This is a genomic window from Streptomyces erythrochromogenes, from assembly GCF_036170895.1.
GTDB classification, from domain to species: Bacteria; Actinomycetota; Actinomycetes; order Streptomycetales; family Streptomycetaceae; genus Streptomyces; species Streptomyces erythrochromogenes.
In genome coordinates, this window is the sequence record NZ_CP108036.1 from 3,507,540 (window position 1) to 3,524,788 (window position 17,249).

Genomic DNA, 17,249 nt, shown 5'->3' on the forward strand with positions numbered 1-17,249 from the left:
CGAGAGCCGACGAGTCAGTCTACGTCAGGGCACCCAGAAAGACGAATCCGGAAAGTTTGCCCCAGAGTCTAGATCATTAACCGAGGGGGTCCGGGGCCGTGGTGACCCCGTACTCCGCCAGCTTCGCCTTGCCGCAGTCCGGGCTGGTCAGGACGATCGGACCGGCCTCCGTCAGCGCGATGGAGTGCTCCCAGTGCGAGGACCAGGTGCCGTCCGTCGTGATGACCGTCCAGTCGTCGGAGAGGACCTCCGTCTGGGCGGTGCCCAGGGAGACCATGGGCTCGATCGCCAGACAGACGCCCGGGACCAGCTTGATCCCCTTGCCCCGCTTGCGCGAGACGTAGTTCAGCAGGTGGGGGTCCATGTGCATCTCGGACCCGATGCCGTGGCCGCCGTAGTCCTCGATGATCCCGAACTTGCCGAGGCTGTGCTCACCGGTGGAGGGGCGGGGCTGGCGCTTGATGTACGTCTCGATCGCCTTGGAGATGTCCACGAGGCGGTTGCCCAGCTTCATGGCGGCGATGCCGGCCCACATGGACTCCTCGGTGACCCGGGAGAGCTCCACCAGCTCCGGAGCGTGGCCGGTGCCCACGAAGGCCGTGTACGCGGCGTCCCCGTGCCAGCCGTCCACGATCGCGCCGGCGTCGATCGAGATGATGTCGCCGTCCTTGAGGACGGTCTTGTCGTCCGGGATGCCGTGGACGACGACCTCGTTCACCGAGGTGCAGATCGTCGCGGGGAAGCCGCCGTAGCCGAGGAAGTTCGACTTCGCCCCGGCGTCCGCGATGACCTTGCGGGCCACCATGTCCAGATCCCGCGTGGTGGCGCCCGGAACGGCCGCCTCACGGGTCGCCGCATGGATCGCGGCGACGACCAGCCCCGCCTCGCGCATCTTCGCGATCTGCTCGGGGGTCTTGATCTGCACCATAGGGGCGTGCCTTCCAGCTTCGAAACGGGTCTTCTCAACAGTACGGCCGCGATGCCCTGGGGACACCGCGGCCGTACCTGTACTACTGGGGACTACTTCTGCAGGGCGTCCATGGCGCGCTTCGTGACGTCCGCGACCTCACCGAGGGCCGGGATGGTCACCAGCAGGCCCTGGGCCTTGTAGTAGTCGATGATCGGCTCGGTCTGCGTGTGGTAGACCTCCAGCCGGTTGCGCACCGTGGCCTCGGAGTCGTCACCGCGCTGGTAGAGCTCGCCACCGCACTGGTCGCAGACGCCCTCGGTCTTCGGGGCCGCGTACACGACGTGGAAGACGTGCGCGGACTCGTTGCGGCAGACGCGGCGGCCGGCGATGCGCTTGACGACCTCGTCCTCCTCGACCTCCAGGTCGAGGACGGCGTCGAGCTTCATGCCCGACTCCTGGAGCATCACGTCGAGGGCCTCGGCCTGGGAGACGTTCCGCGGGAAGCCGTCGAGCAGGAAGCCGCCGGCGGCGTCGGGCTGCTCCATCCGGTCCTTCGCCATGCCGATGGTGATCTCGTCCGGGACGAGGTCGCCGGCGTCCATGAACGCCTTGGCGCGCAGGCCCAGCTCGGTGCCCTGGCTGATGTTGGCCCGGAACAGGTCGCCCGTGGAGATGTGCGGGATCGACAGGTTCTTGGCAAGGAACGCGGCCTGCGTTCCCTTGCCCGCACCGGGCGGTCCGACGAGGACGATTCGCATCAGCGGAGGAACCCTTCGTAGTTACGCTGCTGGAGCTGGCTCTCGATCTGCTTCACGGTTTCCAGACCCACACCCACGATGATGAGGATGCTCGTCCCGCCGAACGGGAAGTTCTGGTTCGCTCCGAAGCCGGCCAACGCCATCGTCGGCACAAGAGCGATGAGACCCAGGTACAGCGACCCCGGCCAGGTGATCCGGTTGAGCACGTAGCTCAGGTACTCGGCGGTGGGTCGACCGGCGCGGATACCGGGGATGAACCCACCATACTTCTTCATGTTGTCTGCAACTTCCTCGGGGTTGAACGAGATCGCCACGTAGAAGAACGCGAAGAAGACGATCAGGAGGAAGTAGACCGCGATGTAGTACGGGTGGTCGCCCTTGACGAAGTGCTTCTGGATCCAGGTGGCCCAGCCGGCGGTGGACCCGCTGAACTGCACGACCAGTGCCGGGATGTAGAGCAGCGACGAGGCGAAGATGACGGGGATGATGCCCGCCTGGTTCACCTTGAGCGGGATGTAGGTAGAGGTACCGCCGTAGGCACGGCGGCCGATCATGCGCTTCGCGTACTGGACCGGGATCCGGCGCTGCGCCTGCTCGACGAAGACCACCAGGCCGACCATCGCGAGGCCGACCAGCATGACGACGCCGAACTCGACCCAGCCGTCCGCGATCTTGCCCTGGAGCTTGATCTGCCACAGGGCGCCGATGAAGCCGGCGGCGATCGAGATGAACATGAGGATCGACATGCCGTTGCCGATGCCGCGGTCGGTGATGAGCTCACCGAGCCACATGACGACGCAGGTACCGGCGGTCATGGTGACCACCATGACGACCGTGGTGAAGATCGACCGGTCGGGAACGATCTGGCTGGCGACCTGGCACCCCTGGAACAGGGCGCCCGTCCGGGCGGTGGCGACGAGGCCGGTGCCCTGGAGGATCGCGAGCGCGACCGTCAGATAGCGCGTGTACTGAGTGATCTTCGCCGTGCCGGACTGGCCCTCTTTCTTGAGGGTCTCCAGCTTCGGGATGACCACGGTCAGCAGCTGCAGAATGATGCTCGCCGTGATGTACGGCATGATGCCGAGCGCAAAGATCGTGATCTGCAGCAGCGCGCCACCGCTGAACATGTTGACGAGGCCGAACAGACCATTGCTGCTTCCGGCCTGTTCCACGCAGATCTGTACGTTCTTGTAGCTCACGCCGGGGACGGGGACATGTGACCCGAGCCGGAACAGCACGATGATGCCGAGCGTGAAGAGCAGCTTCTTGCGCAGGTCGGGCGTCTTGAACGCCCGGGCGAACGCGGTGAGCACGGTGCCTCCTGCGACCCCCGCGCTACTGCGTCAGAGGTGACGGTCTGAGGGATCGACGTATACGACAAAGCAATGGTGCACGCCACCTTACCGGCGAGTGTGCCCCCCGTGGAACGACCAACCGGGGATGCCCCATATGTGAGGCATCCCCGGTCGGGTTTTGAGCTATTCAGCCACTGAAATCGTCTTAGACGAGCTCGGTGACAGTGCCGCCGGCAGCGGCAATCTTCTCCTTGGCGGAGGCGGAAACGGCGTCAACCGAAACCTGCAGCGCCACGGAGAGCTCGCCCTGGCCCAGGACCTTGACGAGGCTGTTCTTGCGAACCGCGCCCTTGGCGACCAGGTCGGCCACCGTGACTTCTCCACCCTCGGGGTAGAGAGCGCCGAGCTTGTCCAGGTTCACGACCTGGAACTCGGTGCGGAACGGGTTCTTGAAGCCCTTGAGCTTCGGCAGGCGCATGTGGAGGGGCATCTGCCCACCCTCGAAGCGCTGCGGGATCTGGTAACGGGCCTTCTGGCCCTTCGTACCACGACCGGCCGTCTTACCCTTCGACGCCTCACCACGACCGACACGGGTCTTCGCGGTCTTGGCGCCGGGGGCGGGACGGAGGTTGTGGGCCTTCAGCGGGCTGTTCTCAGCCATGATTAGTCAACCTCCTCAACCGTCACGAGGTGGCGGACGGTGTGCACCATTCCGCGGAACTCGGGGCGGTCCTCCTTGACGACGACGTCGTTCAGGCGCTTGAGCCCGAGCGAACGCAGCGTGTCGCGGTGGTTCTGCTTGCTGCCGATGTACGACTTCGTCTGCGTGATCTTGAGGCGGGCCATCAGACACCCGCCCCAGCACGTGCACGGAGAAGAGCCGCGGGGGCGACGTCCTCGAGGGGCAGACCACGGCGAGCCGCGATCTCCTCGGGACGCTGCAGGCCCTTGAGGGCCTCCACGGTCGCGTGCACGATGTTGATCGCGTTGTCGGAGCCCAGGGACTTCGACAGGATGTCGTGAACGCCGGCGCACTCCAGAACGGCGCGCACCGGGCCACCGGCGATAACACCGGTACCGGGGGAAGCAGGCTTCAGCAGGACAACGCCGGCCGCCTTCTCGCCCTGGATCGGGTGCGGGATGGTGCCCTGGATGCGGGGAACCTTGAAGAAGTTCTTCTTGGCTTCCTCGACGCCCTTGGCGATGGCCGCGGGAACTTCCTTGGCCTTGCCGTAACCGACACCTACGGTGCCGTCACCGTCACCCACCACGACGAGCGCGGTGAAGCTGAAGCGACGACCACCCTTGACAACCTTGGCGACACGGTTGATCGCGACAACGCGCTCAACGTAAGCGGTCTTCTCGGCGGCAGCGCCACCGTCGCGACCCTTCCGGTCCCGCCGCTCGCCGCCACCGGCACCGCTTCCGCGGCGCTGGGGTCCAGCCATTGGATTACCTCTCTCTGTTACGTCCGTGAGTCCCGGAACCGGGGCTTAGAACTTCAGCCCGGCTTCGCGGGCGGCGTCAGCCAGAGCGGCAATGCGCCCGGCGTATCGGTTGCCACCGCGGTCAAAGACGACGGTCTCGACACCCGCGGCCTTGGCACGCTCGGCGACGAGTGCGCCGACGGCCTGGGCCTGGGCGCTCTTGTCGCCTTCGCCACCGCGGATCGAAGCGTCCAGGGTCGACGCCGACGCCAGGGTGTGGCCCTGGAGGTCGTCGATGACCTGAGCAACGATGTTGCGGTTGGAACGCGTCACGACGAGGCGCGGACGCTCCGCCGTACCCGAGACGTTCTTGCGGATGCGGATGTGGCGGCGAGCCTTGGCAGCGCGCTTGTACGCGTCGCCCTTGGCGATCTTCACACCGTATGCCATGGCTACTTACCAGCCTTTCCGACCTTGCGGCGGATGACCTCGCCGGCGTACTTGACACCCTTGGCCTTGTACGGGTCGGGCTTCCGCAGCTTGCGGATGTTGGCGGCGACCTCGCCGACCTTCTGCTTGTCGATGCCCTCGACCGAGAACTTGGTCGGCGACTCGACCTTGAAGGAGATGCCCTCGGGCGCCTCCACCAGGATCGGGTGGCTGTAGCCGAGCTGGAACTCCAGGTTGGAGCCCTTCGCGGCCACGCGGTAACCGACACCGCTGATCTCGAGAGCCTTGACGTATCCCGTGGTCACACCGGTGATCATGTTCGCCACCAGCGTGCGGGACAGGCCGTGCAGGGCCTTGTTCTGACGCTCGTCGTTCGGACGGGTGACGTTCAGAACGCCGTCCTCGTCCTTGACAACTGCGATGGGCGCCTTAACGGTGTGCGCGAGGGAACCCTTGGGGCCCTTCACGTTGACCGTCTGGCCATCGATGGTGACGTCCACACCGGCGGGAACCTGGATGGGGAGCTTGCCGATTCGCGACATTGCTTTTCCTCCGTTCCCGACTACCAGACGTAGGCGAGGACTTCCCCACCTACGCCCTTCTTGCCTGCCTGCTGGCCGGTCAGGAGACCGTGGGACGTGGAGATGATCGCCACGCCCAGGCCGCCGAGGACCTTCGGCAGGTTGGTGGACTTCGCGTACACGCGCAGACCGGGCTTCGAGATCCGCTTGATGCCCGCGATGGAGCGCTCACGGTTCGGCCCGAACTTCAGCTCGAGGACGAGGTTCTTGCCGACCTCGGCGTCCTCGACCTTCCAGCCGGTGATGAAACCCTCCTGCTTGAGGATCTCCGCGATGTGCGACTTGATCTTGCTGTGCGGCATCACGACGGTGTCGTGGTACGCCGAGTTAGCGTTACGCAGACGCGTGAGCATGTCTGCGATGGGGTCAGTCATGGTCATGAAGTGGCCTTCGGCCTCTCTCGCCGGGGTTTCCTGTATGCGCCATCCCTCTCCCCACTCAGTGGCGGGACGGGTGCGGCACGGGGACCTACGGCGTAGTAAGTCGATAGGGCGGCGGACGCCCAACCACACAAGCCTAAGGCATGCGCGGCCGGGCACCCACCGTCCAGATGCTTACCGAGAGTGCCTGGAAACGCCCAAGTCCTTGCGGACGAGGGTGATTACCAGGAGCTCTTGGTCACGCCCGGCAGCTCGCCACGGTGAGCCATCTCACGGAGGCACACGCGGCAGAGGCCGAACTTGCGGTACACGGAGTGGGGGCGACCGCAGCGCTGGCAGCGGGTGTACGCACGCACACCGAACTTGGGCTTACGGGCAGCCTTCGCGATGAGAGCCTTCTTCGCCATCTCGCTTACGCCTCCTTGAAGGGGAAGCCGAGGTGACGAAGGAGCGCGCGGCCCTCAGCGTCGTTGGTCGCCGTGGTGACCACGGTGATGTCCATACCCCGGGTACGGTCGATCTTGTCCTGGTCGATCTCGTGGAACATGACCTGCTCCGTGAGACCGAAGGTGTAGTTGCCACGGCCGTCGAACTGCTTCGGCGACAGACCACGGAAGTCACGGATACGCGGCAGCGCGAGCGACAGCGTACGGTCCAGGAACTCCCACATGCGGTCACCACGGAGGGTGACGTGGCAGCCGATCGGCTGACCCTCGCGCAGCTTGAACTGCGCGATGGACTTGCGGGCCTTCGTGACGGCCGGCTTCTGACCGGTGATCGTCGTCAGGTCGCGGATGGCGCCGTCGATCAGCTTCGAGTCACGGGCGGCGTCGCCGACACCCATGTTCACGACGATCTTGACGAGGCCGGGGATCTGCATGACGTTCTCGTAGGAGAACTCTTCACGCAGCTTGCCCGCGATCTCCTCGCGGTACTTCGTCTTCAGACGCGGAGTGGTAGCCATCAGATGTCCTCACCCGTGCGCTTGGCAACGCGGATCTTGTTGCCCTCGTCGTCGAAGCGGTAACCGACGCGGGTGACGACCTTCTTGCCGTCCTTCTCCACGACCAGCTGGACGTTGGACACGTGGACCGGAGCCTCGGTGATCACGATGCCACCGGCCTGGTTCTGGCCAGCCTTGGTGTGCTTCTTGACCCGGTTGACACCCTCGACCAGGACGCGGTTCTCGGCGGGGAAGGCGACGATGACCTTGCCCTGCTTGCCCTTGTCCTTGCCGGTGATGACCTGTACCAGGTCGCCCTTCTTGATCTTCATGCTTACAGCACCTCCGGCGCGAGCGAGATGATCTTCATGAACTTCTTCTCGCGCAGCTCACGGCCGACGGGGCCGAAGATACGGGTGCCGCGAGGGTCGCCGTCGTTCTTCAGAATGACGGCGGCGTTCTCGTCGAAGCGGATGTACGAGCCGTCCTGGCGGCGGCGCTCCTTGACGGTGCGAACGATGACCGCCTTGACGACGTCACCCTTCTTCACGTTGCCACCGGGGATCGCGTCCTTGACGGTGGCGACGATGACGTCACCGATGCCCGCGTAGCGGCGACCGGAGCCACCGAGAACACGGATGCAAAGGATCTCCTTGGCACCAGTGTTGTCGGCGACACGCAGTCGCGACTCCTGCTGGATCACGTCTATCTCCTGTTTGTCTGCCGGTTCCCGGCGGGGGCCTCGCTACGCGAGCGGAGCCCCCACCGAGCCTGGCGGAACGAACCTAAGGGAAACCCCTCAGGTGCTTACTTGGCCTTCTCGAGGATCTCGACGATGCGCCAGCGCTTGCTCGCCGACAGCGGACGCGTCTCCATGATGAGGACGCGGTCGCCGACGCCGGCAGCGTTCTGCTCGTCGTGAGCCTTGAGCTTGTTCGTACGGCGGATGACCTTGCCGTACAGGGCGTGCTTCACGCGGTCCTCGACGGCGACGACGACGGTCTTGTCCATCTTGTCGCTGACGACCAGACCCTCACGGGTCTTGCGGAAGCCGCGCTCGGTCTTCTCAGTCACGTTGTTCTCGCTCATCAGGCGTTCTCCACCGTCTCGATACCGAGCTCACGCTCGTGCATCAGGGTGTAGATGCGAGCGATGTCCTTACGGACGGACTTGAGCCGGCCGTTGTTCTCCAGCTGGCCGGTGGCCGCCTGGAAACGGAGCTTGAACAGCTCCTCCTTGGCCTCGCGCAGCTTGGCAACGAGCTCCTCGTTGCCGAGCTCGCGGAGCTCGGACGCCTTGGTTCCCGTCGCCATCACGACTCACCTGCCTCGCGCTTGACGATCCGGCACTTCATCGGCAGCTTGTGGGCCGCACGAGTGAGGGCCTCACGCGCAATCTTTTCGTTCGGGTAGGACAGCTCGAACATGACCCGGCCCGGGTGCACGTTCGCGATCCACCACTCCGGGGAACCCTTACCGGAACCCATGCGGGTCTCGGCAGGCTTCTTCGTCAGCGGGCGGTCCGGGTAGATGTTGATCCAGACCTTGCCGCCACGCTTGATGTGGCGGGTCATCGCGATACGAGCCGCCTCGATCTGGCGGTTCGTCACGTAGGCGGGGGTAAGCGCCTGGATGCCGTACTCGCCGAACGAGACCTCAGTACCGCCCTTGGCCATACCGCGGCGCTTCGGGTGGTGCTGCTTGCGGTGCTTGACCCTACGAGGGATCAGCATGTCGGTCAGGCCTCCGTTCCGGTGCTCTCGGCCGGAGCGGCGGCGGGAGCGTCGGCCTTGGGGGCCTCGGCACCAGCAGCCTGCTGCGGCTTGCGGCCACCACGGCCGCCGCGCTCGCCACCACGGCCACCACGGCCGGCGGGACGGTCGCCAGCGCCGGCACCACGGGCCGGGCGGTTACCCGCACGGGCCGCAGCGTTCTCGGCGCGAACCTCGGCGATGTTCTTGACGTCGCCCTTGTAGATCCAGACCTTCACACCGATACGGCCGAAGGTGGTCTTGGCCTCGAAGAAGCCGTAGTCCACGTTCGCGCGCAGCGTGTGCAGCGGCACACGACCCTCGCGGTAGAACTCGGAGCGGGACATCTCGGCGCCGCCGAGACGGCCGCCACACTGGATCTTGATGCCCTTGGCGCCGGCCTTCATCGTGCCCTGCATGCTCTTGCGCATGGCACGACGGAAGGAGACGCGGGAGGAGAGCTGCTCGGCAACGGCCTGGGCAACCAGCTGAGCGTCGAGCTCGGGGTTCTTGACCTCGAGGATGTTCAGCTGGACCTGCTTGCCCGTGAGCTTCTCGAGGTCACCGCGGATGCGGTCGGCCTCGGCGCCACGGCGGCCGATGACGATGCCCGGACGAGCGGTGTGGATGTCCACACGCACGCGGTCACGGGTGCGCTCGATCTCAACCTTCGAGATGCCGGCGCGCTCCATGCCGGACGTCATCATCCGACGGATGGCGACGTCTTCCTTGACGTAGTCCTTGTACAGCTTGTCGGCGTACCAACGGGACTTGAAGTCCGTGGTGATGCCGAGCCGGAACCCGTGCGGGTTTACCTTCTGGCCCATTACCGGGAACCTTCCTTGCTGCTGACGACCACGGTGATGTGGCTGGTCCGCTTGCGGATCCGGTAGGCACGGCCCTGGGCACGCGGACGGAACCGCTTCAGGGTCGGGCCCTCGTCCACGTACGCCTCGCTGATGACCAGCGTGGAGGCGTCCGGGTGGTTGTAGTTGTGTGCGGCGTTGGCAATGGCGCTGTCCAGCACCTTGCCGACCGGCACGCTCGCGGCCTGCGGGGCGAAACGCAGGACCGCCTGAGCCTCCGTGGCATCCATGCCACGGATAAGGTCCACCACGCGGCGGGCCTTCATGGGCGTGACGCGGATGTACCGCGCCTGGGCCCTGGCTTCCATGGTTGTCCCTTCGGTGTAAGTCATAGTCGTAACCACCCCGCCTTTAGCGGCGCTTCGACTTCCGGTCGTCCTTGACGTGGCCGCGGAAGGTGCGAGTCGGCGAGAACTCGCCGAGCTTGTGGCCGACCATCGACTCGGTGACGAACACCGGGACGTGGGTCTTGCCGTTGTGCACCGCGATGGTGTGACCCAGCATGCTGGGGATGATCATCGAGCGACGGGACCAGGTCTTGATGACGTTCTTGGTGCCGGCTTCGTTCTGGGCGTCCACCTTCTTTACGAGGTGGTCGTCGACGAAGGGCCCCTTCTTGAGACTGCGCGGCATCTAAACCCGCTCCTAGCGCTTCTTGTTCGTCTTGCGGCGGCGGACGATGTACTTGTTCGAAGCCTTCTTCGGCGAACGAGTACGACCCTCCTTCTGACCCCACGGGGAGACCGGGTGGCGGCCACCACTGGTCTTGCCCTCACCACCACCGTGCGGGTGGTCAACCGGGTTCATCGCGACACCGCGGACGGAGGGGCGAACGCCCTTCCAGCGCATGCGGCCGGCCTTGCCCCAGTTGATGTTCGACTGCTCGGCGTTGCCGACCTCGCCGACCGTGGCGCGGCAGCGCGCGTCGACGAGACGGATCTCACCGGACGGCATACGAAGGTGGGCCATCACGCCCTCCTTCGCCAGCAGCTGCACGGAGGCACCAGCGGAACGCGCGAACTTGGCGCCGCCACCGGGGCGGAGCTCGATCGCGTGGATCGTGGTACCGACCGGGATGTTGCGGAGCGCGAGGTTGTTGCCCGGCTTGATGTCGGCCGTCGGGCCGTTCTCGATCCGGTCACCCTGCTGCAGACCGCGCGGCGCGATGATGTAGCGCTTCTCGCCGTCGGCGTAGTGCAGCAGCGCGATGCGCGCGGTGCGGTTGGGGTCGTACTCGATGTGCGCGACCTTGGCCGGCACGCCGTCCTTGTCGTGACGACGGAAGTCGATCACGCGGTAGGCGCGCTTGTGGCCACCACCCTGGTGGCGAACGGTCACACGACCGGTGTTGTTACGGCCGCCCTTGCTGTGCAGGGGGCGGACCAGCGACTTCTCCGGCGTGGACCGCGTGATCTCGACAAAGTCGGCGACGCTGGAGCCACGACGGCCCGGGGTCGTCGGCTTGTACTTGCGGATACCCATTTCTCAGTCCTCGTCCGATTCCGGACGACTAGACCTCCGTTAGGAGGCCTGGCCGCCGAAGATGTCGATACGGTTGCCCTCGGCAAGGGTCACGATGGCGCGCTTGGTGTTGGCGCGCTTGCCGAAACCGGTCTTGGTGCGCTTGCGCTTACCCTGACGGTTGATCGTGTTGACCCCGGTGACCTTGACCGAGAAGACCGCCTCGACGGCCTGCTTGATCTGGGTCTTGTTGGCGCCGGGCGCGACGATGAACGTGTACTTGTTCTCGTCCAGCAGCGCGTAGCTCTTCTCCGAGACGACCGGCTTGATCAGCAGGTCGCGCGGGTCGGTGAAGGTCTTGCTGGTAACGGTCGCCTCAGACATCAGGCGTCGCTCCCTTCGGTCTCATCGGCCTTGGGGCCAGACACGAAGGACTCGAGCGCGGCCTGGGTGAAGACCACGTCGTCAGAGACGATCACGTCGTACGTGTTCAGCTGGCCCGGCTCCAGGATGTGAACCTGGGGCAGGTTGCGGGCGGACAGCCACGCGGCCTCGTCGGCACGCTCGACGACCAGGAGCAGGTTCTTGCGCTCCGAGATCTTGCCGAACAGCGTCTTGGCGGCCTTCGTGGAGGCGGCACCCTCGACCACGCCGGTGACGACGTGGATGCGGGAGTGACGCGCACGGTCCGAGAGGGCACCGCGGAGGGCGGCGACCTTCATCTTCTTGGGGGTCCGCTGCGAGTAGTCACGCGGCTGCGGGCCGTGGACGACGCCACCGCCTGCGAACTGCGGAGCGCGGGTCGAACCCTGACGGGCGCGGCCGGTGCCCTTCTGGCGGTACGGCTTGCGGCCACCACCACGGACTTCGCCACGGGTCTTGGTCTTGTGCGTGCCCTGACGGGCAGCAGCCAGCTGAGCGACAACGACCTGGTGGATCAGCGGAACGCTGGTCTTGGCGTCGAAGATCTCCGCGGGGAGCTCGACGGTACCGGCCTTGTCGCCTGCCGGCGAAAGGATGTCAATGGTGCTCATTACCTCAAGCCCCCTTGGCCGCGGTACGGACCAGGACGAGGCCGCCGTTCGGACCGGGGACCGCGCCCTTGATGAGCAGCAGACCCTTCTCCGCGTCAACCGCGTGGATGGTCAGGTTCTGGGTGGTGACGCGCTCGTTACCCATGCGACCGGCCATGCGCATGCCCTTGAAGACACGCCCAGGGGTGGCGCAGCCACCGATCGAACCGGGGGAGCGGTGCTTGCGCTGCACACCGTGACCGGCGCCGAGGCCCCGGAAGTTGTGCCGCTTCATGACACCGGCGAAGCCCTTGCCCTTGCTGTTGCCCGTGACGTCAACCTTGACGCCGGACTCGAACACCTCAGCAGTGATCTCCTGGCCGAGCGTGTACTCGCTGGCGTCGGAGGTGCGGAGCTCCACCAGGTGGCGGCGGGGGGTCACGTCGGCCTTGGCGAAGTGGCCCTTGAGGGGCTTGTTCACCTTGCGCGGGTCGATCTCGCCGAAGGCGATCTGGACCGACTCGTAGCCGTCGATGTCGTTCGTACGGACCTGGGTAACGACGCAGGGCCCGGCCTTGACGACGGTCACCGGGACGACACGGTTGTTCTCGTCCCAGACCTGGGTCATGCCGAGCTTCTCGCCCAGGACGCCCTTGATCTGCTTTGCCATCTTCTCGACGCCTCTCAGAGCTTGATCTCGATGTCAACGCCGGCCGGAAGGTCCAGGCGCATCAGCGAGTCAACGGTCTTGGGCGTCGGGTCGAGGATGTCGATCAGGCGCTTGTGCGTGCGCATCTCGAAGTGCTCGCGCGAGTCCTTGTACTTGTGCGGCGACTTGATGACGCAGTACACGTTCTTCTCAGTGGGCAGCGGCACCGGGCCCGCGACCGACGCACCAGTGCGGGTCACCGTCTCGACGATCTTCTTCGCCGAGGAGTCGATGACCTCGTGGTCGTAGGCCTTGAGCCGGATGCGGATCTTCTGTCCCGCCATGGCTACTCCGTAGTCCTGTCTCTATGTGGAAACGCTCTGGCGCCCGGTCGGCTGCGGGACGGATCCCGCGGCCTCTCCTCCGACCCACGCGGTCGGGCGTGTCGCACTCCCTCCACAGAAAATTCCCATACGGAAATTCCCTCGTCCAAGGGGGTGCGGTCCCATGACCGCGATTCGGGGGAGAAACACCCACCGAGTGCCTGGTGGGCACCGTGCTGACACTTCCCAGAAGATTCCCGTACGTCCGTCCCCATTGCTGCCCCGAGAGGCAGATTAAGGACGACGAGTACTGTGGGACTCGCTTCCGGTCCTCCCGGCGGGAGGCGCGCAGCATCGGCACTCAGCCGAGCAACTTGAGTAGTCTGCCATACAAGACACGTACCTGGCCAATCGGGCCGAAGAGAATACCCCGCCACGCTGAGTGGTCAAACCGCGCCGCGCCCTTGGCGCGGCGCGGCCTCTCCCCCGGCCGGCTCAGGTCCGCGAGACCGTCCCGCAGCCCTCCTTCTCGGGCCGTTCCAGGGCCTGGCTGCGGTCGTACGGGTCCCTGGGCGCCCCCGTCGGCTCGGGACCGGCCGGCGCGTCCCGGAACATCGGATGCAGGTACCCGTCGTAGACGAAGCACTCCGAGTTCGCGATGTCGTACTGGTAGGGCCCGACCTGCATCATCCCCGCCTCGACCCGCCACTTGCGGGGATCGGCGAAGGTGAACTCCATCTGCCTGCGCACGATGGTGCGGCTGACCTCCTCGGCGCCGCTCTTCGCCTGGACCAGCGGGTAGACGAAGGTGTAGTCGGTCATGACGTCGATCTGGCCCGGGCTCGCGCCGGGCTCGACCGTCATCCGGCCGCGCACCTTCACCACGTCGCCTGCGAGGCGCACCTGTGCCGGGTCGGCGCGGGTGAACACCTGGAGCGGGTCCGCGTCCCGGCCCGGGCGGGCCAGGGCCCCTTCCAGCCGGTCCACCATCTCCCGCTGGCCGGGGTCGATCATCTGCAGCGCCGCGGTGGGGCGCTCGCCGCGCAGTGTCGCCGGGTCCAGGTTGGCGAGCACCAGGAACTGCTTCGTCCGCTCCAGCCCCTGCGCGACCAGCTCGCGGCTGACCCCGTTCACAGCGGTGGCCTCGGGTATCTCGATGCCGGCGGCGCCGTCCGCCCACTGCAGGGCCGGGGAGCCCCGGAAGGGCTCCTGGAGGGTCGGGCTGTCCGGCGGCAGCGACGGCGGCGGGGCGCTCGGGCGGGCGGTCTCCGGCGCCAGCGGGCCGGCCTTCGCGGCCTCCTCGCGGGCCGCCGTCTTGCCGGTGATCCGGTCGATCACCAGCTCGGGCCGTACGGCGATCAGCGCGAGCCCCGCGATGCCGAGGACGGCCAGGACGGCCCCCAGCCTGCCCGGGCGGCGGCGTTCCCGCGGCGCGGGGCCGGTGCGCCAGCCGGCCGGCTCCTGCCCCTGCGTGGAGCGCAGCCGCTCGGTCACCATGCGCGCCCGGGCCGAGGGCTCCTTGGGTGCGTCCCCCGCCCCCTGGGCGGCCTGCTCCATGAACCGCGCCCACTCCTCGTCGGAGACGCCCGGTCTGTCGTGGTCGTTCTTCCCCATGTCCTGTCCTCCCCTTGTCTGCCCGGAAAGCGTGAGGGGCTCCGCACCTTCCGGTGCGGAGCCCCTCACCTGCGCAAAGGTGTGTTCACACGCTCAGCGGAAGTACCCCGTGATGTCCGCGATGAGGTCCACGGAACCCGAGTTGTTGTAGAAGCTGACCTTGCCGTCCACCACGGGCACGACCACCAGGTTGGGGATGGTGAGGCCGGGGGTGAAGTTCAGGTTCGAGGCACTCGTACGGGTCGTGCCGCTCGGGAAGACCGACACGAAGCTGGCCTCGGTCGGGTTCGTCGCGGTCACGTTCAGCACCACGGCCTTGATCCCGGTGGCAGGGACGCCGCCGATGCCCGCGACGGGCAGCGTGACGACGCTGCCGCCGGTGACCGGGCCCTGGCGGACGCCGGTGCCGGTGCGGGTGTCCATCAGGCGCTTCGGGCCGAAGTTCGCGTGCGTCGCGCCCGCGTCACTGTCCGAGAAGTAGCCGGTGATGTCCGCGATCAGGTCGACGGTGCCCTGGTTGTTGTAGAAGCTGACCTTGCCGTCCACCACGGGAACGACCACCAGGTTGGGGATCGTCTGGCCCGGGGTGAAGTTCAGGTTCGACGCGCTGGAGCGGGTCGTGCCGCTCGGGTACACCGACACGAAGCTCGGCTGCGTCGGGTTCGTCGCCGTCACGTTCAGCACGACGGCCTTGACGCCGGTGGCCGGGATGCCGTCGACGCCCGCCACGGGCAGGGTGACCACGCCGCCGGTGCCGACCGGGGCGGCCGGGACGCCGGTGCCCGTGCGGGTGTCCATCAGGCGCTTCGGGCCGAAGTTGGTCTGCGTGGCGCCGTCACCGGTCGAGGTGAAGTAGCCGGTGATGTCGGCGATCAGGTCGACGGTGCCCTGGTTGTTGTAGAAGCTCACGCTCCCGTTGATGACCGGCACGACCACCAGGTTGGGGATCGTCCGGCCCGGGGTGAAGTTCAGGTTCGACGCGCTGGAGCGGGTCGTGCCGCTCGGGTACACCGACACGAAGCTCGGCTGCGTCGGGTTCGTCGCCGTCACGTTCAGCACCACCGCGGTGGGCGTGCCGCCGGTGGCCGCGGCCACCGGCAGGGTGACCACTTCGCCGCTGCCGACCGGGCCCTTGCGGACGCCGAGGCCCTCGCGGGTGTCCATCAGCCGCTTCGGGGTCAGGGGGACGAACTTGGCGCCCTTGACGTCCGCTTCGACGGTGACCGCGAGGCTCGTGGACACCTTGCCGTTCGCGGCGGTCGCCCGGACCCGGACCTCGTGCTTGCCGTCGGTCACGACGGCGGTCGCCTTGCGGCCCGCGCCGTCGGTGACCGCCGTGGCCTCACCGTCCACGAGGAGCTCGAACTTGGCCAGCCGGCCGGTGGCCGTGCTGGTGGTCCAGTCGACCGTGAGGGCGGCGCCGCTCGGGAGGGTGGCACCCGGCGTGGCCGTCGCACCGTTCACCGAGGCGATCTTCAGCTGGGCCGCGGGGCCCGTCTGGCGGAGCGCTTCCAGCTGGGGGTAGAGCGAGTTGCCCGGGCACTGGGTGTTGAAGCCGTCGCGGTGACCCGAGAGCGACTTGAACTGGTACTGCTGCCCCTTGGTGAAGGAGGTGCCGAAGTAGTTCTTCTGCGTGTCGCCCGCGGTCAGCGTCGCGGTGCCGTTCATGTCGCCGTCGTACTGGCCCAGCTTGTACGCCGCGGCCTTGGAGATGCCTTCGAGCGCGGCGGCGGAGGCGCCGCCGTTCGTGTAGTCGCCGAGGACGGAGACGCTCGTCGACTCGGCGTTCCAGCCGTAGGTGTGGGCGCCCTGGACGGGCTGGTCCACACCGCCCTGACGGCCCTCGAAGAGGGTGCCGCACTTGTCGACGAGGAAGTTGTAGCCGAGGTCGCGCCAGCCGTTGGTCTTCACGTGGTAGACGTGCAGACCGCGGACGATGGCCGCGGACTCGGAGCACTCGTAGGGCGCGGTGGCCGCGGTGTGGTGGACGAAGACGGCCTTGATCTTCCCGCCGGGCAGGTAGATCGGGCCCTCGTCGTTCAGGGACTCGTCGGCGCCCCACTGCACGCGGGAGACCACGTCCGGCCGCGGGGCGGTCGATTCCGGTCCCGGCGTCGTCGGCGCGGGGTCCACGGCGGGGAGGGAGAAGGCGGCCGGGCCGAGGCCCAGGTCGTTCTTCTTCTTGGCCTTCGCGGCGCCGGCGCCCGGGTCCACCAGGTTCAGCTCCATGCCGGCGGGCAGCGTGCCGCCCCCGGTCACCCGTACCTCGGCGCCGTCGGACGGGCCGACCCAGACGGGCTCGGTGGCACCGCGCAGGCCCGGGCGCTTGCCGTCGAGGCCGGACTCGGCCTGCTCCAGCACGACCCACTTCGACCACTTGCCGCTGTCGGCGTCACGGGTGCGGGCCTCGATCTTGCCCTTCACCTCGGCCTCGGGGTCGGTCCAGGAGACGCCGAGGAGCCCGAACGGCTCGGTGTCCTGCTGGGAGAGGACGGCCTCGCCCTGCCCCTTGGGCTTGAGGGCGAGCTTGTGCACCTCCCCCTCGACCGGTCCCTTCTCGCGGGCGCGGGCGCTGTAGGGCGACACCTCGCCCTCGTCGGAACCGCCCGTGCCGTTTGCGACGCCCTGTATGCCCAGGACCGCCACGACGCCGAGCGCGGCGGCCAGAGCCGTCCCGCGCGCACGACCTAGTTTCAAGTTGTCCCCAACCCCTATAGAGAACCCGCCAGGTGAGAGCACTGGCCGACGGGATCCTACTGGCCGGGATGACGGCCGATCAGGGCGGGACGGGGGGTGTGGGCGTGATGCGCGTCGCAGTCGGATCGCACG

26 protein-coding genes are annotated in these 17,249 nt (G+C 67.1%); all 26 read right to left on the reverse strand.

The genetic code is table 11. The annotated features are described in order from the left end of the window. Window positions 1-76 precede the first annotated feature (76 nt). Entirely contained in the window at window positions 77-928 is an 852-nt protein-coding gene (map, locus tag OHA91_RS15695) for a type I methionyl aminopeptidase (protein WP_030653658.1), read from the reverse strand. Between the two features lie 92 nt (window positions 929-1,020). Then, on the reverse strand, window positions 1,021-1,668 hold the full coding sequence (locus tag OHA91_RS15700) for an adenylate kinase (protein WP_031152742.1): 648 nt from the start codon (window positions 1,666-1,668) through the stop codon (window positions 1,021-1,023). Next, window positions 1,668-2,981 carry a preprotein translocase subunit SecY gene (gene secY, locus OHA91_RS15705; RefSeq protein WP_030026339.1) on the reverse strand — a complete coding sequence of 438 codons (1,314 nt, stop codon included), beginning with the start codon at window positions 2,979-2,981 and terminating at the stop codon, window positions 1,668-1,670. The genes OHA91_RS15700 and secY overlap by 1 nt, the downstream gene beginning before the upstream one ends. Window positions 2,982-3,168: 187 nt before the next feature. Further along, the gene (gene rplO / locus OHA91_RS15710) at window positions 3,169-3,624 is read right to left on the reverse strand and encodes a 50S ribosomal protein L15 (RefSeq protein ID WP_008739693.1); all 456 of its coding nucleotides are present in this window, start codon (window positions 3,622-3,624) and stop codon (window positions 3,169-3,171) included. 2 nt (window positions 3,625-3,626) lie between these two features. Further along, window positions 3,627-3,809 (reverse strand): 50S ribosomal protein L30, encoded by a 183-nt coding sequence (gene rpmD / locus OHA91_RS15715; RefSeq protein ID WP_005313525.1) that lies wholly within the window; start codon window positions 3,807-3,809, stop codon window positions 3,627-3,629. After that, window positions 3,809-4,411, reverse strand: a complete 603-nt coding sequence (gene rpsE / locus OHA91_RS15720; RefSeq protein WP_007265914.1) for a 30S ribosomal protein S5 — start codon at window positions 4,409-4,411, stop codon at window positions 3,809-3,811. The genes rpmD and rpsE overlap by 1 nt, the downstream gene beginning before the upstream one ends. A gap of 45 nt (window positions 4,412-4,456) precedes the next feature. Continuing rightward, on the reverse strand, window positions 4,457-4,840 hold the full coding sequence (gene rplR, locus OHA91_RS15725; protein WP_030026334.1) for a 50S ribosomal protein L18: 384 nt from the start codon (window positions 4,838-4,840) through the stop codon (window positions 4,457-4,459). A gap of 2 nt (window positions 4,841-4,842) precedes the next feature. Next, window positions 4,843-5,382: a 50S ribosomal protein L6 gene (gene rplF, locus OHA91_RS15730; protein WP_030653648.1), complete on the reverse strand. Its 540-nt coding sequence runs from the start codon at window positions 5,380-5,382 to the stop codon at window positions 4,843-4,845. Window positions 5,383-5,402: 20 nt separating this feature from the next. Then, window positions 5,403-5,801, reverse strand: a complete 399-nt coding sequence (rpsH, locus tag OHA91_RS15735; protein ID WP_007265911.1) for a 30S ribosomal protein S8 — start codon at window positions 5,799-5,801, stop codon at window positions 5,403-5,405. A gap of 221 nt (window positions 5,802-6,022) precedes the next feature. Beyond that, window positions 6,023-6,208 carry a type Z 30S ribosomal protein S14 gene (locus OHA91_RS15740; RefSeq protein WP_003956452.1) on the reverse strand — a complete coding sequence of 62 codons (186 nt, stop codon included), beginning with the start codon at window positions 6,206-6,208 and terminating at the stop codon, window positions 6,023-6,025. Between the two features lie 5 nt (window positions 6,209-6,213). Then, entirely contained in the window at window positions 6,214-6,765 is a 552-nt protein-coding gene (rplE, locus tag OHA91_RS15745) for a 50S ribosomal protein L5 (protein ID WP_030026331.1), read from the reverse strand. Next, entirely contained in the window at window positions 6,765-7,076 is a 312-nt protein-coding gene (gene rplX, locus OHA91_RS15750) for a 50S ribosomal protein L24 (RefSeq protein WP_030026329.1), read from the reverse strand. Before rplX ends, rplE begins: the two co-directional genes overlap by 1 nt. Window positions 7,077-7,078: 2 nt before the next feature. Continuing rightward, window positions 7,079-7,447: a 50S ribosomal protein L14 gene (gene rplN / locus OHA91_RS15755; RefSeq protein WP_003956455.1), complete on the reverse strand. Its 369-nt coding sequence runs from the start codon at window positions 7,445-7,447 to the stop codon at window positions 7,079-7,081. A 104-nt stretch (window positions 7,448-7,551) separates the two neighbouring features. Then, complete coding sequence (gene rpsQ / locus OHA91_RS15760) at window positions 7,552-7,833, reverse strand: 30S ribosomal protein S17 (RefSeq protein WP_030008467.1); 282 nt, start codon at window positions 7,831-7,833, stop codon at window positions 7,552-7,554. Further along, on the reverse strand, window positions 7,833-8,057 hold the full coding sequence (gene rpmC / locus OHA91_RS15765) for a 50S ribosomal protein L29 (protein WP_007265907.1): 225 nt from the start codon (window positions 8,055-8,057) through the stop codon (window positions 7,833-7,835). Before rpmC ends, rpsQ begins: the two co-directional genes overlap by 1 nt. Then, on the reverse strand, window positions 8,057-8,476 hold the full coding sequence (rplP, locus tag OHA91_RS15770; RefSeq protein WP_030653642.1) for a 50S ribosomal protein L16: 420 nt from the start codon (window positions 8,474-8,476) through the stop codon (window positions 8,057-8,059). The genes rpmC and rplP overlap by 1 nt, the downstream gene beginning before the upstream one ends. A gap of 5 nt (window positions 8,477-8,481) precedes the next feature. After that, on the reverse strand, window positions 8,482-9,321 hold the full coding sequence (rpsC, locus tag OHA91_RS15775; RefSeq protein ID WP_007265905.1) for a 30S ribosomal protein S3: 840 nt from the start codon (window positions 9,319-9,321) through the stop codon (window positions 8,482-8,484). Beyond that, on the reverse strand, window positions 9,321-9,668 hold the full coding sequence (gene rplV, locus OHA91_RS15780; protein ID WP_007265904.1) for a 50S ribosomal protein L22: 348 nt from the start codon (window positions 9,666-9,668) through the stop codon (window positions 9,321-9,323). The genes rpsC and rplV overlap by 1 nt, the downstream gene beginning before the upstream one ends. A 43-nt stretch (window positions 9,669-9,711) precedes the next feature. Further along, window positions 9,712-9,993 carry a 30S ribosomal protein S19 gene (gene rpsS, locus OHA91_RS15785; protein ID WP_007265903.1) on the reverse strand — a complete coding sequence of 94 codons (282 nt, stop codon included), beginning with the start codon at window positions 9,991-9,993 and terminating at the stop codon, window positions 9,712-9,714. Between the two features lie 12 nt (window positions 9,994-10,005). Further along, entirely contained in the window at window positions 10,006-10,842 is an 837-nt protein-coding gene (gene rplB / locus OHA91_RS15790; RefSeq protein WP_030026325.1) for a 50S ribosomal protein L2, read from the reverse strand. 39 nt (window positions 10,843-10,881) lie between these two features. Beyond that, window positions 10,882-11,205, reverse strand: coding sequence for a 50S ribosomal protein L23 (gene rplW / locus OHA91_RS15795; RefSeq protein ID WP_007265901.1), 324 nt, complete (start codon window positions 11,203-11,205; stop codon window positions 10,882-10,884). After that, on the reverse strand, window positions 11,205-11,855 hold the full coding sequence (gene rplD, locus OHA91_RS15800) for a 50S ribosomal protein L4 (protein WP_031152736.1): 651 nt from the start codon (window positions 11,853-11,855) through the stop codon (window positions 11,205-11,207). Before rplD ends, rplW begins: the two co-directional genes overlap by 1 nt. Before the next feature lie 4 nt (window positions 11,856-11,859). Beyond that, complete coding sequence (rplC, locus tag OHA91_RS15805) at window positions 11,860-12,504, reverse strand: 50S ribosomal protein L3 (protein WP_007265899.1); 645 nt, start codon at window positions 12,502-12,504, stop codon at window positions 11,860-11,862. A 14-nt stretch (window positions 12,505-12,518) separates the two neighbouring features. Beyond that, entirely contained in the window at window positions 12,519-12,827 is a 309-nt protein-coding gene (rpsJ, locus tag OHA91_RS15810) for a 30S ribosomal protein S10 (protein WP_003948644.1), read from the reverse strand. 474 nt (window positions 12,828-13,301) lie between these two features. Then, window positions 13,302-14,420 carry a hypothetical protein gene (locus tag OHA91_RS15815; RefSeq protein ID WP_266498457.1) on the reverse strand — a complete coding sequence of 373 codons (1,119 nt, stop codon included), beginning with the start codon at window positions 14,418-14,420 and terminating at the stop codon, window positions 13,302-13,304. A gap of 93 nt (window positions 14,421-14,513) precedes the next feature. Then, entirely contained in the window at window positions 14,514-17,117 is a 2,604-nt protein-coding gene (locus OHA91_RS15820; RefSeq protein WP_266498459.1) for a peptidoglycan recognition protein family protein, read from the reverse strand. Window positions 17,118-17,249 lie beyond the last annotated feature (132 nt).

What these genes read in the sequence shown, in the direction of transcription:
- map (WP_030653658.1), bottom strand. Translation starts at nt 928, where the DNA reads ATGGTGCAGATCAAGACCCCCGAGCAGATCGCGAAGATGCGCGAGGCG.
- OHA91_RS15700 (WP_031152742.1), bottom strand. Translation starts at nt 1,668, where the DNA reads ATGCGAATCGTCCTCGTCGGACCGCCCGGTGCGGGCAAGGGAACGCAG.
- rplO (WP_008739693.1), bottom strand. Translation starts at nt 3,624, where the DNA reads ATGGCTGAGAACAGCCCGCTGAAGGCCCACAACCTCCGTCCCGCCCCC.
- rpmD (WP_005313525.1), bottom strand. Translation starts at nt 3,809, where the DNA reads ATGGCCCGCCTCAAGATCACGCAGACGAAGTCGTACATCGGCAGCAAG.
- rpsE (WP_007265914.1), bottom strand. Translation starts at nt 4,411, where the DNA reads ATGGCTGGACCCCAGCGCCGCGGAAGCGGTGCCGGTGGCGGCGAGCGG.
- rplR (WP_030026334.1), bottom strand. Translation starts at nt 4,840, where the DNA reads ATGGCATACGGTGTGAAGATCGCCAAGGGCGACGCGTACAAGCGCGCT.
- rplF (WP_030653648.1), bottom strand. Translation starts at nt 5,382, where the DNA reads ATGTCGCGAATCGGCAAGCTCCCCATCCAGGTTCCCGCCGGTGTGGAC.
- rpsH (WP_007265911.1), bottom strand. Translation starts at nt 5,801, where the DNA reads ATGACCATGACTGACCCCATCGCAGACATGCTCACGCGTCTGCGTAAC.
- OHA91_RS15740 (WP_003956452.1), bottom strand. Translation starts at nt 6,208, where the DNA reads ATGGCGAAGAAGGCTCTCATCGCGAAGGCTGCCCGTAAGCCCAAGTTC.
- rplE (WP_030026331.1), bottom strand. Translation starts at nt 6,765, where the DNA reads ATGGCTACCACTCCGCGTCTGAAGACGAAGTACCGCGAGGAGATCGCG.
- rplX (WP_030026329.1), bottom strand. Translation starts at nt 7,076, where the DNA reads ATGAAGATCAAGAAGGGCGACCTGGTACAGGTCATCACCGGCAAGGAC.
- rpsQ (WP_030008467.1), bottom strand. Translation starts at nt 7,833, where the DNA reads ATGAGCGAGAACAACGTGACTGAGAAGACCGAGCGCGGCTTCCGCAAG.
- rpmC (WP_007265907.1), bottom strand. Translation starts at nt 8,057, where the DNA reads ATGGCGACGGGAACCAAGGCGTCCGAGCTCCGCGAGCTCGGCAACGAG.
- rplP (WP_030653642.1), bottom strand. Translation starts at nt 8,476, where the DNA reads ATGCTGATCCCTCGTAGGGTCAAGCACCGCAAGCAGCACCACCCGAAG.
- rpsC (WP_007265905.1), bottom strand. Translation starts at nt 9,321, where the DNA reads ATGGGCCAGAAGGTAAACCCGCACGGGTTCCGGCTCGGCATCACCACG.
- rplV (WP_007265904.1), bottom strand. Translation starts at nt 9,668, where the DNA reads ATGGAAGCCAGGGCCCAGGCGCGGTACATCCGCGTCACGCCCATGAAG.
- rpsS (WP_007265903.1), bottom strand. Translation starts at nt 9,993, where the DNA reads ATGCCGCGCAGTCTCAAGAAGGGGCCCTTCGTCGACGACCACCTCGTA.
- rplB (WP_030026325.1), bottom strand. Translation starts at nt 10,842, where the DNA reads ATGGGTATCCGCAAGTACAAGCCGACGACCCCGGGCCGTCGTGGCTCC.
- rplW (WP_007265901.1), bottom strand. Translation starts at nt 11,205, where the DNA reads ATGTCTGAGGCGACCGTTACCAGCAAGACCTTCACCGACCCGCGCGAC.
- rplD (WP_031152736.1), bottom strand. Translation starts at nt 11,855, where the DNA reads ATGAGCACCATTGACATCCTTTCGCCGGCAGGCGACAAGGCCGGTACC.
- rplC (WP_007265899.1), bottom strand. Translation starts at nt 12,504, where the DNA reads ATGGCAAAGCAGATCAAGGGCGTCCTGGGCGAGAAGCTCGGCATGACC.
- rpsJ (WP_003948644.1), bottom strand. Translation starts at nt 12,827, where the DNA reads ATGGCGGGACAGAAGATCCGCATCCGGCTCAAGGCCTACGACCACGAG.
- OHA91_RS15815 (WP_266498457.1), bottom strand. Translation starts at nt 14,420, where the DNA reads ATGGGGAAGAACGACCACGACAGACCGGGCGTCTCCGACGAGGAGTGG.